This window comes from Psychrobacter cryohalolentis K5, from assembly GCF_000013905.1.
Taxonomy (GTDB): Bacteria; Pseudomonadota; Gammaproteobacteria; order Pseudomonadales; family Moraxellaceae; genus Psychrobacter; species Psychrobacter cryohalolentis.
Map to the genome: position 1 here is coordinate 1,443,052 of NC_007969.1, position 16,357 is coordinate 1,459,408.

14 protein-coding genes are annotated in these 16,357 nt (G+C 41.5%); 7 read left to right on the top strand and 7 right to left on the bottom strand.

Features of this window, described 5'->3' with window-relative positions; translation table 11 throughout:
* Positions 1-538: 538 nt before the first annotated feature.
* Positions 539-1,108: a thioesterase family protein gene (locus PCRYO_RS06115; RefSeq protein ID WP_011513525.1), complete on the bottom strand. Its 570-nt coding sequence runs from the start codon at positions 1,106-1,108 to the stop codon at positions 539-541.
* 317 nt (positions 1,109-1,425) lie between these two features.
* On the opposite strand from PCRYO_RS06115, the gene xthA reads away from it, so the two are divergent.
* The 3 genes from xthA to PCRYO_RS06130 all read left to right on the top strand — a co-directional run bounded on the left by xthA (position 1,426) and on the right by PCRYO_RS06130 (position 4,263).
* The gene (xthA, locus tag PCRYO_RS06120) at positions 1,426-2,250 is read left to right on the top strand and encodes an exodeoxyribonuclease III (RefSeq protein WP_011513526.1); all 825 of its coding nucleotides are present in this window, start codon (positions 1,426-1,428) and stop codon (positions 2,248-2,250) included.
* A 72-nt stretch (positions 2,251-2,322) separates the two neighbouring features.
* The gene (argJ, locus tag PCRYO_RS06125; protein WP_011513527.1) at positions 2,323-3,546 is read left to right on the top strand and encodes a bifunctional glutamate N-acetyltransferase/amino-acid acetyltransferase ArgJ; all 1,224 of its coding nucleotides are present in this window, start codon (positions 2,323-2,325) and stop codon (positions 3,544-3,546) included.
* A 318-nt stretch (positions 3,547-3,864) separates the two neighbouring features.
* Complete coding sequence (locus tag PCRYO_RS06130; protein WP_011513528.1) at positions 3,865-4,263, top strand: DUF4377 domain-containing protein; 399 nt, start codon at positions 3,865-3,867, stop codon at positions 4,261-4,263.
* A gap of 141 nt (positions 4,264-4,404) precedes the next feature.
* On the opposite strand, the gene PCRYO_RS06135 is transcribed toward PCRYO_RS06130, so the two are convergent.
* On the bottom strand, positions 4,405-5,838 hold the full coding sequence (locus tag PCRYO_RS06135; RefSeq protein ID WP_011513529.1) for an L-serine ammonia-lyase: 1,434 nt from the start codon (positions 5,836-5,838) through the stop codon (positions 4,405-4,407).
* A gap of 715 nt (positions 5,839-6,553) precedes the next feature.
* On the opposite strand from PCRYO_RS06135, the gene PCRYO_RS06140 reads away from it, so the two are divergent.
* Entirely contained in the window at positions 6,554-7,987 is a 1,434-nt protein-coding gene (locus PCRYO_RS06140) for a solute carrier family 23 protein (protein WP_011513530.1), read from the top strand.
* A 120-nt stretch (positions 7,988-8,107) separates the two neighbouring features.
* Here the strand turns inward: PCRYO_RS06140 and PCRYO_RS06145 are convergent, their stop codons facing one another.
* The gene (locus tag PCRYO_RS06145; RefSeq protein ID WP_011513531.1) at positions 8,108-9,040 is read right to left on the bottom strand and encodes a DMT family transporter; all 933 of its coding nucleotides are present in this window, start codon (positions 9,038-9,040) and stop codon (positions 8,108-8,110) included.
* Positions 9,041-9,407: 367 nt separating this feature from the next.
* On the opposite strand from PCRYO_RS06145, the gene PCRYO_RS06150 reads away from it, so the two are divergent.
* A complete protein-coding gene (locus PCRYO_RS06150) occupies positions 9,408-10,565 on the top strand; it encodes a WG repeat-containing protein (RefSeq protein WP_011513532.1) in 1,158 nt (385 codons plus the stop codon).
* A gap of 108 nt (positions 10,566-10,673) precedes the next feature.
* Here the strand turns inward: PCRYO_RS06150 and PCRYO_RS06155 are convergent, their stop codons facing one another.
* Both PCRYO_RS06155 and PCRYO_RS06160 read right to left on the bottom strand, forming a co-directional pair.
* Positions 10,674-11,711 carry an alpha/beta fold hydrolase gene (locus PCRYO_RS06155; protein WP_011513533.1) on the bottom strand — a complete coding sequence of 346 codons (1,038 nt, stop codon included), beginning with the start codon at positions 11,709-11,711 and terminating at the stop codon, positions 10,674-10,676.
* Positions 11,712-11,739: 28 nt separating this feature from the next.
* On the bottom strand, positions 11,740-11,904 hold the full coding sequence (locus PCRYO_RS06160; RefSeq protein ID WP_011280463.1) for a rubredoxin: 165 nt from the start codon (positions 11,902-11,904) through the stop codon (positions 11,740-11,742).
* A gap of 338 nt (positions 11,905-12,242) precedes the next feature.
* Here PCRYO_RS06160 and PCRYO_RS06165 point away from each other — a divergent pair, with 338 nt between their 5' ends.
* Positions 12,243-12,812, top strand: coding sequence for an adenine phosphoribosyltransferase (locus PCRYO_RS06165; protein ID WP_011513534.1), 570 nt, complete (start codon positions 12,243-12,245; stop codon positions 12,810-12,812).
* A 295-nt stretch (positions 12,813-13,107) separates the two neighbouring features.
* Here the strand turns inward: PCRYO_RS06165 and PCRYO_RS06170 are convergent, their stop codons facing one another.
* Positions 13,108-13,560 carry a hypothetical protein gene (locus PCRYO_RS06170; protein WP_011513535.1) on the bottom strand — a complete coding sequence of 151 codons (453 nt, stop codon included), beginning with the start codon at positions 13,558-13,560 and terminating at the stop codon, positions 13,108-13,110.
* A gap of 185 nt (positions 13,561-13,745) precedes the next feature.
* Entirely contained in the window at positions 13,746-14,687 is a 942-nt protein-coding gene (locus PCRYO_RS06175; RefSeq protein ID WP_011513536.1) for a transaldolase, read from the bottom strand.
* Positions 14,688-15,130: 443 nt separating this feature from the next.
* On the opposite strand from PCRYO_RS06175, the gene pheA reads away from it, so the two are divergent.
* The gene (pheA, locus tag PCRYO_RS06180; protein ID WP_011513537.1) at positions 15,131-16,312 is read left to right on the top strand and encodes a prephenate dehydratase; all 1,182 of its coding nucleotides are present in this window, start codon (positions 15,131-15,133) and stop codon (positions 16,310-16,312) included.
* Positions 16,313-16,357: the final 45 nt, after the last annotated feature.

The window sequence follows — 16,357 nt, forward strand, 5'->3', positions numbered from 1 at the left end:
CTGACATAAAAGCGATCGCTGAATTTAATAATATCCTTATCCATTGACAGACTGCTGGTGTTATTGGGTTATTTGGCATCAGTAAATGGTAAAAAATAAGTGTTTAATTAAGAAGCTATCTGAGTAATCTTAAAAAACTAGCTGAATTAATTTTTTCTACCAACCATCTACCACAAAAAAATAATATATCAAATATATAATGATACATTTAAGCAATACGTTAGCATGAATCTAGGCTAAGGCACTATGATGATAAGAGTACTGCTCAGTACAGGAAATATCCTTATAAATGAATATATAGCAAGGTCTATAGCCAGCTCAATGTAAAAATGATACAGCGAGGCTGGAATAAATGTTTTGCAGTCCTTGTAGGCATAGCATGCTTCACAGGGGCTACGAAAAGTCTATAGCAGTAGAGCTGTATCGGTTTTAAATCAAATCGATTCTATATATCATACAAAAAGAGAAGATGACTAATTATTGTCGTAGGAAAAACAGATTTTTCTAAAGATATTTAAGAAATCAATTATTATAGAAGCTACTTATTGTATTCTGAAATTGCTTGCTCAATAGCAACACGCAATTTTTTTGGCACACGAATAGGGCGCATTGGCGCGGTATTTGAGATGGTTTTATTTGACGCATCATTCTCTATAGCATCCGGTGTGATTTGATTTTGTACACAGGCAACAACGATTTTAGTGCTGCTTAGCAAAACCGCTTTTACAGTGTCGGTAGTGTTCTCTTGAGAGGGCTGACGATAAATGCTTTGATAAAATACAATGCTGGCAGGTTTTATCTCAACGTTATCAATGCGTACATTAATGACCTCATCTAATAAAATAGCGCGCTTATATTGCAAGTCCGCTTGAGTGACGACGAAATGCTGAATCTGACCGTCATTGGTCTCCAAGAAATAACCATTTAATCCCAATTGAGTAAACCAATCGCGGCGGCAGTTTTCAAAGAATACTAAGTGATTGGCATGATAGACTATACCGCCAGCATCAGTATGATTGATGTAGACATTATAGTTGGTCGCAAATAACGGCGTAATTATGTGAGGTTTTGATACGGCAGTTGGGTTCTTATCAGTTGCTTTTGTCATAATAATGCTCAATAGATTTTTAATAATAGGGTGTTATAAGTTGTTTAAATGCCGCTGCTTGATAAGCATGATTTAATAAAAAGTAGGATAGTCAATAAGAGTGGCTTGATAGCATGTTTTGATAAAATGACACGGCAAACAGCCAAGTAATTAGACCAAACAAACACTCTAACTCAAGATATAAAAGGGTGCAACAGCTAGCGCTGTCTATGTCTGTTATCATAACCGTATTTGTTTTATTTTAGATTTATTTATAAGTGCATTTTAAAACTGCATTTACTTATCAAAGCAGTTATTTATATAGGATAGGATAATTTATGACCCGTTTTGTTTGTTTTAATATCAATGGTATCCGAGCTCGTCAACATCAGCTGGAGGCGGTGCGAGATATTATCGATCCTGATGTCATGGGTCTGCAAGAAACCAAGGTGCATGATGAGCAGTTTCCCCTTGAAAATGTAGAAGGCTTGGGCTATCACGTCGAGTATTTTGGACAGAAAGCGCATTACGGTGTGGCATTATTATCGAAAGTTGCGCCTATTTTTGTGCAAAAGGGTTTCCCTAACGAAGATGAAGAGGCGCAAAAACGTTTTATTCATGCGCGTTATGAGTTTGATGGGCGTGAGATTGATGTGCTCAATGGCTATTTCCCACAGGGTGAGAGTCAAGATCATCCGACCAAATTTCCGATGAAACGTGCTTATTATGCTGATTTAATGGCCTATATTGATACGCTAAAAGCAGAAGGGCGCTCGCTAGTGATTATGGGGGATATGAATATTGCCCCAGAAGACATCGATATTGGAATCGGTGAAGTAAATGCTAAGCGCTGGTTGAAAAATAGAAAAACTTCCTTCCTACCTGAGGAGCGTGAGTGGTATAGCAATCTTATGTCACGTGAGTTGACTGATACCTACCGTTTGCATTATCCAGAAAGCACCGAATTATACAGCTGGTTTGATTATCGCAGTCGCGGTTTTGATGATGATCCTAAGCGTGGATTGCGTATTGATCATATTTTATGTACGCCTGATCTTGTTGAATGTTGTGTTGATGCGGGTATCAGCTATGAGCTGCGCGCTATGGAAAAACCCTCTGACCATGCGCCTATTTGGACAGCATTTGATTTAAACAAAGTATGATGTTTTTACTATTACGACTAAGGCTTTACAATCAATAAAAATATACCAATATCAATAATTAAGGAGTGAATGATGGCAGTTGGTAATGTTGCAGTACCTGAGACGATTTATCCTATTGAAGGCATCAAATTAAGCGCTACCGCAGCAGGCGTACGTTATAAAAATCGTGATGATTTGGTAGTTATTGAGATCGCAGCTGATGCGGCTACTGCTGTCGTGACAACCAAAAACGCATTTTGCGCTGCGCCTGTGCGCGTATTACGTGAACACTTTGCTGCAGCTTCTCCGCGCTATTTGGTGACCAATACTGGTAATGCTAATGCTGGAACCGGTGCTGATGGCAAACGCCGCGCCACAGATATCTGTGCGGCATTGGCTGCTAAAGCTGGCGTGGCTAGTGATACTGTATTGCCATTTTCGACGGGTGTTATTGGTGAGCCATTAAATAGTGAGGCAATTATCGCAGGACTAGACAACGCATTAGCCAATCTAGCGCCTGATAATTGGCTTGCTGCTGCAAATGGTATCCGTACAACGGATACGATTCCAAAGCTCGCGAGTAAAAAAATCGATGCTGATGGTAGTAGTTATCATATTACGGGGATGTCAAAAGGCTCAGGCATGATACGTCCCAATATGGCAACCATGCTTGGCTATGTTGCAACCGATGCCAATATTGCTGCTGACTTATTACAAGAGATGTTAAGTGCTATCAATGAGCAGTCTTTTAACCGTATTACGGTCGATGGTGATACCTCGACCAATGATTGTTGTGTATTGATAGCGACAGGTGCTGCGAGCTCAGATATCATTGATAGCCCTGAGCACCCACATTATCAGCCAATGTTTGATGCGTTAGCTGAAGTCTTTATACGTTTGGCACAACTGATCGTACGTGATGGTGAAGGCGCCACCAAATTTATGACAGTTAAAGTTACAGGTGGCAAAACCACACAAGAATGCTGCGATGTGGCATATGCCGTTGCGCATTCACCCTTGATTAAAACGGCATTTTTTGCCAGTGATGCCAACTGGGGTCGTATATTAGCAGCCGTCGGTTATGCTGGGATTGAAGACCTTGATACCGAACAAGTCGATGTCTACTTAGACGAAGTTATGATTTGTCAAAATGGTGGTGTCGCGCCAAACTATACGGAAGAGGCGGGCAAGACGGTCATGAGTCGCCCTGAGATTACCATTCATATCGATCTTGCACGCGGTGATGCCCATGACACCGTTTATACCTGCGATTTATCTTACGACTATGTCAAAATAAATGCGGACTATCGTAGCTAAACAACCTTAATACTTAATTATAAAGAACGCTCAGAATCATCATGATTCTGAGCGTTTTTTATTTAGTATTTTAAACTGATATCATTGAAAGTAGGATGTATTTGTCGGTAATATCAAAAATATTTACTTACTATTGATTAACAACAGTTGCAAAAGCTGACGTTAAGTTACAAAGCAGTTATAGAGGCGCAGTTACTTTGCGCCCTATACTGGTCGAGTTAATAATAAATGCTTAAGTGATATCGAAAAACCAGTTATTCTAAAATGAATAAATCGAGTCCAAACAAATAAAACTATGAATACATTGAGGATTTTATAATGAAAAAGTTAGCATTAGCAGCAGTGATGGCAACGTTTGTTTTATCAGGTTGTTCAACCATGGCAACTGACGATACGCGTACCATGGTCATTGAAGGTGAACCAGCAGTGGTTAAAGTCATTAACATTCCAAGTTTTAAAATAGAGATAGCCCCGCTGAAAGCAGTTTGTGAGCTACAAGCTTCTAATGGTGCCATGATTGAGTCAGAGTGCTTGCAGTATCGCCAAACGTATCAGAAAAACTACACCCCTTTAAATGGTAATATTCAAGGCTTTACGTATGAGCCAAATTATCGTTATGTTTTGGACGTTCGCCAAGAAGCGATGATGGATGAAGTAACGAATGCAGTTAAGCCAGTTTGGATACTTAACCAAGTAGTGTCAAAAAAAGCGGAATAATTGCTCATTAAGTATCTTTTGCAATAAATAGCACTACCGTTAGTTCAATAGTAGTTAGCTCAAAAAAAGACCTCTAATGATTAGAGGTCTTTTTTTATAATAGGTTTTATATGTTCTATTGAATTATAAGCTGCCCAATCATTAGCACTGGCTGTATTTTACGCTGACGCCATGAGTGGCAGTCGGTATACGGTTGTCAGCATATACTGCCAATCCACCGCGAGAAGTTTCTTTGTATTTATCTAACATGTCAGCACCAGTAACTTTCATAGTTTCAATGACTTTGTCTAAAGAGACAAAATGTTGACCGTTACCACGACAGGCAAGTCGTGCAGCATTGACTGCTTTGACTGCGCCCATCGCATTGCGCTCGATACAAGGGACTTGGACTAAGCCACCAACAGGATCACAGGTCAGACCCAAGTTATGCTCGATACCAATCTCAGCAGCATTAAGACATTTAGCAGGATCTCCGCCTAGGATTTCTGCCAATGCAGACGCCGCCATTGCACAAGCTGAACCGACTTCACCTTGACAGCCAACTTCAGCACCCGATATTGAAGCGTTTTGTTTGATTAAGCTGCCAATTGCTGTGGCATTTAACAAAAACTTGCGCGCGCCATCAAGGCTATAGTTTGATAAAAAATCGCGATAATAATGCATCACTGCAGGAATGATACCTGCGGCGCCGTTGGTAGGAGCGGTGACCACATTGCCGCCATTGGCGTTTTCTTCATTGACTGCTAAAGCATATAAATCAATCCAATCCATCGCAACCAATTTGTCATTTTGCGCAATCGGCTGATCTTTTTCAGCACACAGTTGCACGTATAATGCTTGAGCACGGCGTCTCACATCTAAGCCACCCGGTAAAATACCGCTGTTTTGGCAGCCACGGGTCACACAATCTTGCATCGACTCCCAAATAGAATCTAAATACGCAAATACTTCTGCCTGCTCACGGTAATGGCATTCGTTTGCTAATACCAGCTCGCTCACGCTCAAGTGATGTTTACGGCATTGTTCTAATAGCTCTGCGGCGCTATTAAAAGGATAAGGAATCACATCGATAGTCGGCGTTGCATTATCTTCATCAGGATTGGTCGCATCTTCTTCATTGATAACAAATCCACCTCCTACGGAATAATAAGTCTGCTGATAATGGCTGCCATTCGCCAAAGACACACGAATAGTCATAGCATTCGGATGATAAGGTAGAACCGTCTCATCATACCAGTGAATATCACGCTCTGTATCAAAAGCAATAACGTGCTCGCCTGCGATATTGAGTTGATTGTCTGAAAAGATCGGTGCTAGATATTCACTGGTCAAACGCGTATCGATGGTGCTAGGTGCATGACCAAGTAAGCCCAGTAATATGGCAGTATCTGTAGCATGTCCTTTACCAGTTGCCGCAAGCGAGCCATATAACTCAATCTCTAAAGACTGGATGTCGCTCAGATTGGTTTGCTTTAGGAGTGACTGTACAAACAAGTTAGCCGCTATCATAGGACCAACCGTATGAGAGCTTGATGGGCCAACGCCGATTTTGAATAAATCAAAGACACTAATCATAATAAGTTACCAAAAAATAAAAGGGATTCAGAAAAACCGCATAGCAAAGACTACTGCGCCCATATAAAATTATAACGGGCAACAATAGATAATAAGTATCGATCATCGATAAATTTAGTGCATTGTCTATGAAAATGTTTAAACGTGTTCGTTCGAGTGACGGGTGAATAATAGCTGTTGTTTATTATTAAATTCCGTTATGATGCTCGGCATCAACGCTTATGTAACATCCTGTAAGTTAGCTGTCGCTATAGAATACACGGTATGAGCAGCCAAAGCGTTGAATTTAGTAAAGCATATCTTAGTCAATACAGCTAGCAAAATGTGGTAATACTCTAAAATAATACCTATTATTATGATATTTCCAAACAGCTGATTGGAGATAGAAAAATAGTGTAGAAAAACATAGAAGTAAAAAGGATGTTCTTGCGATATATTAAGATTAAGCAAGAGAGACAGTGTGTTAAAAATATCAAAAATAGCTCTGTATCCATACAAGAATCCGTAGTTAGTAATAGCTAGATTTCATTATTTTTCCATTAACTTTTTATTGTATAGATAGCTATCTCATATAATAGCCACTATTTATAACAGCACTTATAGTAAATAGCGTTATTTGTTATCTCGTTATTTATTCGAGCTATTATTAGCCTGTATCGTTAATGAGTCATTACCAGTCTGTTATTATTAGCTTAAGCCTATAGGACAATCGCGCATGATAACCCCTCCAAAAAACTCGTCTCAATCGACGCCGCATAGTCAGAAAGAACCATCAACGCCAAATGCATTAGAAGCAGCAGGTATTGATGTTGCAACTGGCTCGGCGACAATGAACTTACCGCACAACCCAGACTTTGATAATGGTCGCTGGTTTCCAACATGGCGTCCATATGGCGGTGATTTGGATCGGGATCCGGTTGGCATTAATGAGTATTTACCGCCCTCAAAAAGCATGCTACTGGGTATACAGCATACCTTTGCGATGTTTGGGGCGACAGTGCTTGCGCCATTATTAATGGGCTTTGATCCAAACTTAGCGATTTTGATGTCTGGTATTTGTACGGTGATGTTTTTTGTGATTACCGGTGGACGTATGCCAAGTTATTTGGGTTCGAGTTTTGCTTTTATTGGTCCCGTGATTGCCGTGACGGCATATGCTGGCGTAGGGTTTAATTCCAATCTGAATGTTGCATTGGGCGGCATTATGGCCTGCGGTATTATTTATGCATTGATAGGTCTGCTGGTCATGAAGACGGGTACAGGCTGGATTGAGCGCTTAATGCCACCGATTGTTACCGGTGCGATTGTAATGATTATTGGTCTTAATTTAGCGCCTGTGACCATTCAAGGGGTGTCTGTCAACCAATTTGATGCATGGATGGCGACGTTAACGGTATTGCTTATCAGTGGGGTAGCGGTATTTACCCGCGGCATGCTACGTCGTTTGCTGTTATTAGTTGGCTTAATATTGTCTTATATTGCTTATTTTGTGATGACCAATGTATTGGGCTATGGCGTGCCGATTGATTTTAGTAGTGTGTCGACGGCTTCATGGTTTGGTCTGCCAAGTATTCATGCGCCGCGTTTTGAGATGAGCGCCATTATATTAATTGCCCCTGTCGCCTTTATTTTAGTTGCTGAAAATTTGGGACATTTTAAAGCGGTAGAAGGCATGACTAAAGCGCGAGTAACGCCTTATATGGGGCGCGCCTTCTTTGCTGATGGCTTAGCGACGACTTTTTCGGCAGGTTTTGGTGGTACGGGTGTGACGACTTATGCAGAAAATATCGGCGTGATGGCGGTCACCAAAGTATATAGTACGACTATTTTTGTCGTAGCAGGTTTGGTTGCTATCATGCTGGGCTTGTCACCGAAATTTGGTGCGATTATTCAAACCATTCCGCCCGCATTATTGGGCGGTGCTTCTATCGTAGTTTTTGGTTTGATTGCCATCGCTGGTGCGAAAATTTGGATAGACAACCATATCGACTTTAGTAAAAACAGCAATCTTATCATCGCAGCAGTCACTGTGATCATGGGAACCGGTAACTTTAGCTTGCATCTAGGCGGCTTTGATTTGGGTGGCATCGGTACGGCTACCTTAACAGCAATTGTGCTTAACGCTCTATTTAATCGCCAAAAAGACTAACTTTTTTACTATCTTAAGCTTCAAATAACTCACTATATTGATAAGCAAAAGCCACAATAATCATTGTGGCTTTTATCTATTAAGGCGCTTGTTTATGATCGTTTTTATTCTATACGAGCTTTACTTATAATCACGCTTATAAAACCGTGCAAAAAACCGATAACGGCGTAGGGCGCGTGGTTTAGGCTTTAGCGAACCCAAATAAATGGCAAACATCGTGAGTAACGCACCGCTCCATTGTAGGGTATTGATGGGCTTATCAAGCCAAGTATAATCAATTACCAATGCCGCAACCGGCTCGGTCAATAATAGCAATCCAGTTAATGCTAAAGACAGCTTGGGAATAGAGTAGGCGATAAGCCCCCATGCTAGGCACTGCATGACCGTACCATAAATCAATATCCAGCCAATATCAGACCAGCTATTAGGCAGTATATTACCCATATCAAAGACAAACATTGGCACAATCATTGCCAGTCCGCCCCCAATACTAATCAGCTGCATAAGCATGAATATCGGCGTCGGCTCAGTATCATGGGTCTTACGTATAAAGGTCATTGAGGCTGCGAGCATAGCCCCTGACACGATACCAGTAATAAATCCCCAAGTAGCGGCCTTATTCTGGGCAAATTCTGGGCTACCGATCATTGCCACACCCAACATTGCCAAGACCAAGCTGACAAGCTGTAATATAGATTGGCGCTCATTAAAATATAAAAAGCCAATGGCTGCCAAAAAGAAAATCTGTAAGCTGTTTAGTAAGGTTGAAATGCCGGGACCCACCGCATAGATACTCTCGTGCCACAGTGCCAAATCCAAACCTAAAAATGCACCCGATAATAAGCCATAAAAAACAGCACGTTTTGAGCGCGGTAGCCGTTGCCCTGTCATTTTTGCTAATACCGCAAACACCACGCCTGAAATAGCCAAGCGCCAAAAAGCCATTGCCCAGCCACCGATGTCAACATGAGCGACGATTAAACTGCCCAAACCAAAGATCACACAGCCAATGAGCAAGCCAGTAGCAGCGGAGCGTGAAGAGGCAATAGCCATATATTATCCTTATATCATGACAACTTTTATTTCAATTATTGCGTACTAAAGACATCATCTTTACCACAAGCCGTATTGTCGATGTTTTGAGCTAAAATTGAAATGGTTTGATATTATTTATTTTTATTTTATAGTGGTATTTTATGACTTTAGAGAATATGAACTTTCTAAGGTTTCATCTAAAGTATAAAGACAAGCTACTGCCAATTAATATCCTTACAGGAATATCATTGGCGTTCTTACTGCGATTTGTTACCCTCATTTCTACTTTTATATTGTAATATCATCAGCTTAAAAAACTAATACCCTTAAAATATCTCATTTAAATTGCCTTAACCGCCATCATTACTTTAGCTTAGGTTTGCTTATGCTCCAACGTACCTTATCAAAACGATCACTGTTATTAACGACATCTGAAAATCAGTCAGCCCTAATAAAGTGCTGTGCTCTGACAATTGGTATGTTAACAACCGCGTTATTTGTCATACCAAGCGCGCAAGCTGCCAGCTGTAAAATCCCTAAGAGTTATTATAAGAACGTCTCTTGTACGGCGAGTAGTGGTTATTTCTTAGCGGTGAAAGACTTTGGCGCACCAGTCGCCCTTATCGATAAGCAAGGTAAAAGCCTTGTTGATTTAACGCGCTATCAAAAAGTGGATGCAGATAAAATATCAGCAGGTCTATTGCCTGTCATGCGTAATAGTCATGTCGGTTATCTGAATATGCAAGGTCGTGAAGTGATTCCTGTGATGTACGATGTGCTAAATGACGGTCAAGGTTGGGCGCGTCCGGTATCTGAAGGGCGTATCGTGGTCAAGCAGGGCGGTCACTATGGCGTCATCGATACGGCAAATAGGACTATTGTCCCATTTTCAGCAGCGATTAGTGATATTGATGACTACCGAGGCGGTATGGCTCGTGTACGTAAAAACAAAGCGATAAGCTGGCTTGATAAAGAGGGCAATATTAAGAACGCCAATACTCAAAGCACTAATACTCAAAATGCCGGTGTCAAAAAAGATAGTAGTAAAAGTAATGACGGTAAGAGTGCCAAAAACAGCCGTGTAAATGACCGAACCGCTGCCAGTAAATCAGAAGTTAAACCGAGTGCTCGCGCAAATAGCACACAGAAAAATTCAGCCTCCATACCAATTAATCGCTTTACCACGCTGCAGCCGCGTCAACAAGACGGTAGATGGGGATTTGTTGATGACAATAATGTCACTATGATTACGTATTCTTTCGACGAAGTACGTCCATTCTCGGAAGGGCTAGCGGGCGTGCGCATTGATGCAGAGTGGGGCTTTATCAATCTTGGCGGCGAGCTTGTGATTCCTTTTAACTTTAAGGATTTTGACGGCTCTAATAACTTTAATGATTCCAATAATAAGAGCCTCAGTCTTGATAGCCGCTATAAGGACAAACCTTCTTTTGTGTTTGTAGCGGATAAGGCTTGGATTGGCAGGTTAGAGAACGGCACTAAGATGTGTATTGACAAAGAAGGCGCGGCTGTCGCCTGTGATTAAATCCTAACAGCATATTTTATTTTGACCAAAAAAAGAGCCTATAGCGATTCATGATTGCTATAGGCTCTTTTTTGTAGCCGGAAAATTTCACAAGCTAACTCATTAAAACTATTTTTCTAATAAGTGATTGCTAATTAAATCAACCATATACGGCTGATAGTACTCAGGAATATCGTGCGCCATGCCTTCAATCAAATGAAATTTGGCATTAGGGATGGTTTTGGCAACCACGCGACCTTGTGAGGCAGGAATTAAGCCATCAGCGCTGCCATGTAATACGATAGTAGGGGCTTTGACTTGTTTGCTAAATCGACTGATAGAACCTGATGCCAAGATAGCATTGAGCTGTTGCACCGTACCGAGCGGATGAAAGTTACGCTGATACCGTATCTTGGCAATATCACGTACCATGCGGACATTTACATGCCCTGGCGTGCCAACAGTCTTCATAAACCAAACGCTATGGCGCACGATATCACGCTCAGAGTGACTCTCAGGGCGATTAATCAGCGTATATAGCTGTCTAGGCTTTGGTGGTTTTAAAAAGGCACGGTTGGTGGTGGTAAACATCAATGCCATCCGCTGTACTAGGCTTGGATAACGTGCCGCTACGATTTGGGCAATCATGCCACCCATAGAAGCACCCAGCAAATGTGTTTTGCCAAGCTGCAAAGCCTTGATTAAACGCGCCGTATCTTCTGCCATGTCGGTTAAATTGTAGGCAACCTGTGCACCTTTATTAGACAGTCCCGTTTGCAGGCGCATCATCATTTTAAGTTGACTAATACGCGGTAGACCATCGATTTGTACTTTAGAAGACAAACCGATATCACGATTGTCAAAACGAATCACAAAAAAACCAGCATCAATAAGGCGTTTAATAAAATGATTTGGCCAAAATATCATTTGCGAGCCAAGTCCCATAATCATAAGCAGTGGCGGATGATTAGGATTACCACCAGCTTCAACACACAGCTCAATACCGTCGCCGATATCTATCATGGCTTGATAAAGATGCTCACTGAGGTCTGATGCGTCCCACAGGTGCTCACCAAATTTTTGCCATTCAGGCGTCGGGTAACTCGAGCTACTATCTGATGAATCAGGCAACTTAGCAGCATTATCAATGTTATTTTTTTCTGTCATGAACGGTCCTATCTAAAAGGTCATTGGCTTAAAGTTCTAGCATCTCAAAATCAAGCTTGCCAACGCCGCATTCTGGGCATGTCCAATCATCAGGGATATCATCCCATTTAGTGCCCGGTGCGATACCTTCTTCAGGGCAGCCCAGTGCTTCATCATATATCCAGCCGCAGACAATACATTCATAACGTTTCATAAAGAGTCCTATCGATTATTACTAGTGTTACTATACGTTTTTAAGGTGACATTGATGGCACATCAAGAATGATTACCGTCAATATTTAGACTGTAAAAACGCAGCTAGTTTAGCATATAACCGTTGTTTTCATAGTTAAGTTTACACTTGTATATTGAGATTGATAAACGTTTATCAAGTCACTATGCCTGATTTTATTGACTTAATAAGTGGTGTTTTCCCTATTGCCGCGCAATATTAAAGGCAATTATGCTATAATAACCGCCGTTAATTTTCTGATACATAGATTATTTGCTATTGTTACATCATTATCTAAGTTATAGACGTTAAGGGTTATTATGAGCGCAAACACCGCTGTTACAGCAGTTGATACCGCAATCGAGTCATCGAATACGCTCAATACCGATCATCCATTTTGGAACATCATTCGCACAGTACCAGACTTCCCTAAAGTCGGTATTGATTTTTATGATATTACACCGTTACTATGCAGTCACATTAATGAAGTCATTGATGCACTGCTGGCTGTCCTACCTGAAGGCATAATGGATGAGGTGGATTGTTTGGGTGCTGTTGAAGCCCGTGGATTCGTGTTTGCAAGTTTGCTGGCAGGACGTCTGGGTAAAGGCATGATTCTGCTACGTAAACCCGGCAAGTTACCACCGCCTGTTGCCAATAAAGCTTACGCGTTAGAGTACGGTAAAGATACCCTTGAGATGCAGAACAATCTGCCACCAGAGCGCGTGCTATTGATTGATGATATCTTGGCAACGGGCGGCACATTGACCACCGCTTATGAGCTATGTCAATCAGCCGATCATACGGTCGTTGGTGCATTAGTCTTATTAGATTTGGTGGATTTACATGGCGATTTTCCAGTGCCTGTTTATACGGTATTGAAGGCGTAAATGAGTGGCGGTTTTACTTACAGTGGGTAAAAATAAAAAGTAATATCGATACATTATGTACTGCTGGTATTAATTTTTCTTGCTTGCTGTGCCTACGCAGACAGAGGCTGCAAAAAATTTATACCAGCAGTATCGTAGCGTTTTTAGGGTACCTTAATTATAAGTAAAATGCGATAAAAGCCAGTTTTCTATGGCTTTGAGATGATACAACTAAGCATCATTAAAAAAGCGCGCTGAACCTATTCAGCGCGCTTTTTTAATCAGGGTTTTTTAGACTGCTTGTATGTTACGTGTGCTATTTGGCTTGCTCGTAATTTTTACAAGCTTGCTCGACTAGTATACGACTGACAGTTTTTGGGGCAGTAATTTTAAAATCTTTGGTAGTCAGGAGAGGTTTTTCTGATTGCCAAGACTTTATTACTTTGTCGTCAGCGGTATAATAAACGTATGCCCGTCTGTAATAGCTGGCGTCCTTACAAGAGATAAGCCATTGCTGGTCGCTATGATGAATACCGCTTTCTTTACTATCACTCGTTGCACTTTTTAATGCAGGGTAGGTTCTACGAATGGAGACGGTAATATTTTCGACCCGCTTTTCATCAAGGATATTGATGTCAGAGCGTTCGATAGAATCCAAATCTAAGCTAAAAATGGAACCGGTCTGACTTTCTGTTACTTTCGACCAGTTTACTGCATGAGCACCAATCGCAAGCGTACTGCTTGCTAATATCACTGCTAGCCGTTTCATAATTAAGCCTTGCTTGTAGTCATTTTAGGTCGCTCATAATAGCCAACTTACTATGAGCAGGCAAATTTCTTTTATTACCTGCTGCGTATACCTATGTAATATTTCCACTGTTTTATAGTACTTTAGTAAGTAACTCTCAAGCCAGATAGGTTTGGTTATACACTCATATTAATCATATACATAGCTTAGCTGCGCATACTCGCTAGCATATGAGCAAGCTCATCACGCGCACCGATAAAGCCGTCAATGCCTTTTGGTAAAAGATCTTGAGTAATGGTATCTTGTTGATAGGCGCTACTGAATTCTTCAGCGCTTAAGCTCACTCGTGTCATATCTGTCATGTCTATCGACATGCTTTCTGATAATTGACGTGTAACCTCGATATCCATTGCTGCTAGCTCATCAATGAGGTCAGGTGCAATGGTCAGTAAATCACAGCCTGCCAGCGCCAATATCTGCTCAGTTGAGCGGAAACTTGCGCCCATTACCTGCGTTTTATAGCCATGCTGCTTGTAGTATTGATAAATGAGCTTAACCGATTGTACGCCCATGTCATCAGAGACAGGTATGTTTTGACGGTTTTGCTGGCGTTTTTGCCAATCCAAAATACGTCCAACAAAAGGGGATATCAAGGTTACACCAGCATCGGCACAAGCGATAGCTTGATGTTGCCCAAAGAGCAAGGTGAGATTGCAGTGTATACCTTGAGTTTCAAGGTAGCGTGCCGCCTCAATACCTTGCCAAGTCGCTGCCATCTTAATCAACACACGCTCTGAGTCGATACCTGCTTTTTGATAGGCTTCCATGAATGCCAATGCCTTATCAATGGTCGCTTGTGTGTCATAGGACAAGCGAGCATCGACCTCAGTTGAGACACGTCCTTCAATTAAAGATAAAATATTACAGCCGATTTGAATGGTTAGCTCATCAATTACCGCATCGATATCATCTCGATGGCGGCTCATGGTTTCTGATAATACCGCTTCATTATCAGGATGGATCAGTGCTTTGGTAATTAGACTTGGATTGGTGGTCGCATCGATAGGTTTTAGACGCTCAATGGCGGCAAGATCGCCTGTATCAGCGACAATGGTAGTCATAGTGCGAAGCTGTTGTAATGCGCTCATCAGATATCCTTGGTATTATTCATTAATGGTGTTATTTTCTTATGGATGGTTGTGGTCTATTATGGATAAAATCCTATGTCCGTTTAAACTGTAACATAGATTTAGGCACATGTTACCTGATAGTTTTAGCAGGCTAAGCCCGTATATCGCTTAACTATGCTAAGATTTATAGCGATTTGCCACTTTACGTTCATTTACGAATGGGCACTGTCCGTAGTTTTTGTTATAGTAGAGCCGGTCAGTGGTTGAGCTTTACGAATACTACGAACTTTACTAAGAACATAGCGCTGCTTTAAAAAACCAATAATGATAAATTGGTGATATAAGAGCAAAAATATTTATGTTCTTTAAAAAGTCTTCATGTCTTTTAACGAAGTATTTATGGTCATCATTGACAAGTATTTATACCTAACAGTAATAAAATCTAAAAAGGATGGGCGGTAATGAGTGAGCAGTCACCAGAACAAAACAATGATAATCTAAACCAAACCACCGCAAGCATCAGTACTACCGCAACGGATAAAGAGTTTTTGAATACATTGCGCGGCAGTATCGATGCGGTAGACTGCGAAATTCAGACGCTGATTAACAATCGTGCCAAATTGGCTCAGCAAGTGGCGAGCGTGAAAAAGAACCACATTGCCAATGATTCTGCTGCTGAAAATGCCAACCCTATCTTTTACCGTCCAGAGCGTGAGGCGCAAGTGCTAAAAGCCGTCATGGAGCGTAATGAAGGACCTATCGCCGATGAAAAAATGGCACGCTTGTTTCGAGAGATTATGTCGGTATGCCTTGATTTAGAAGCGCCGCAGCGCATTGCGTTTTTGGGTCCACTGGGCACTTTTACTCATGCGGCTGCCTTAAAGCACTTTGGTAAAGCGGCGGATACTGTACCGCTGAATACCATCACTGATGTGTTTCGTGAAGTCGAAGCGGGCACCGCAATGTATGGTGTCGTGCCCGTTGAAAACTCATCTGAAGGCGTAGTCAACCATACGCTAGATGGCTTTTTATCTTCTACACTAAAGATAATTGGTGAAGTCGAGCTGCCGATTCATCAAAACTTTTTGGTCGCTGAACATACCAAACTTGATGGGTTAAGCCGTATTTACTCGCACCAGCAATCATTGGCGCAGTGTCGTCATTGGCTTGATGTGAATTATCCCAATGTCGAGCGTGTTGCGGTATCGAGTAATGGTGAAGCGGCACGTCGCTTGAAGAATGAGTGGCATTCGGCAGCAATTGCGGGTGACGTGGCAGCAGCAGAATATGATTTGCATAAGCTATATTCAAATATCGAAGACAATCCAAGCAATACGACCCGTTTCTTGATTATTGGTCATGAAGCAATTGCACCATCAGGTCAAGATAAAACCTCGATTATGGTATCAGCGCATGACAAAGCGGGCGCTCTGATCGAAATCTTAAAACCTTTGTCGTATCATGGCGTGTCTATGACCAGCATTGAAACGCGCCCTGAGCGTCCTAATAAATGGGCTTACGTCTTCTTTATTGATATGAATGGGCACATTGAAGACCCAAATGTGAGCGCTGCTATCGCTGATATTCGCCCATTGGTCAAAGACTTACGTGTATTAGGCTCTTATCCAAAAGCGGTACTATAAACTTACTGGTTTCTATGAGTCATTGTTTTATTAGTATTGGCCGCA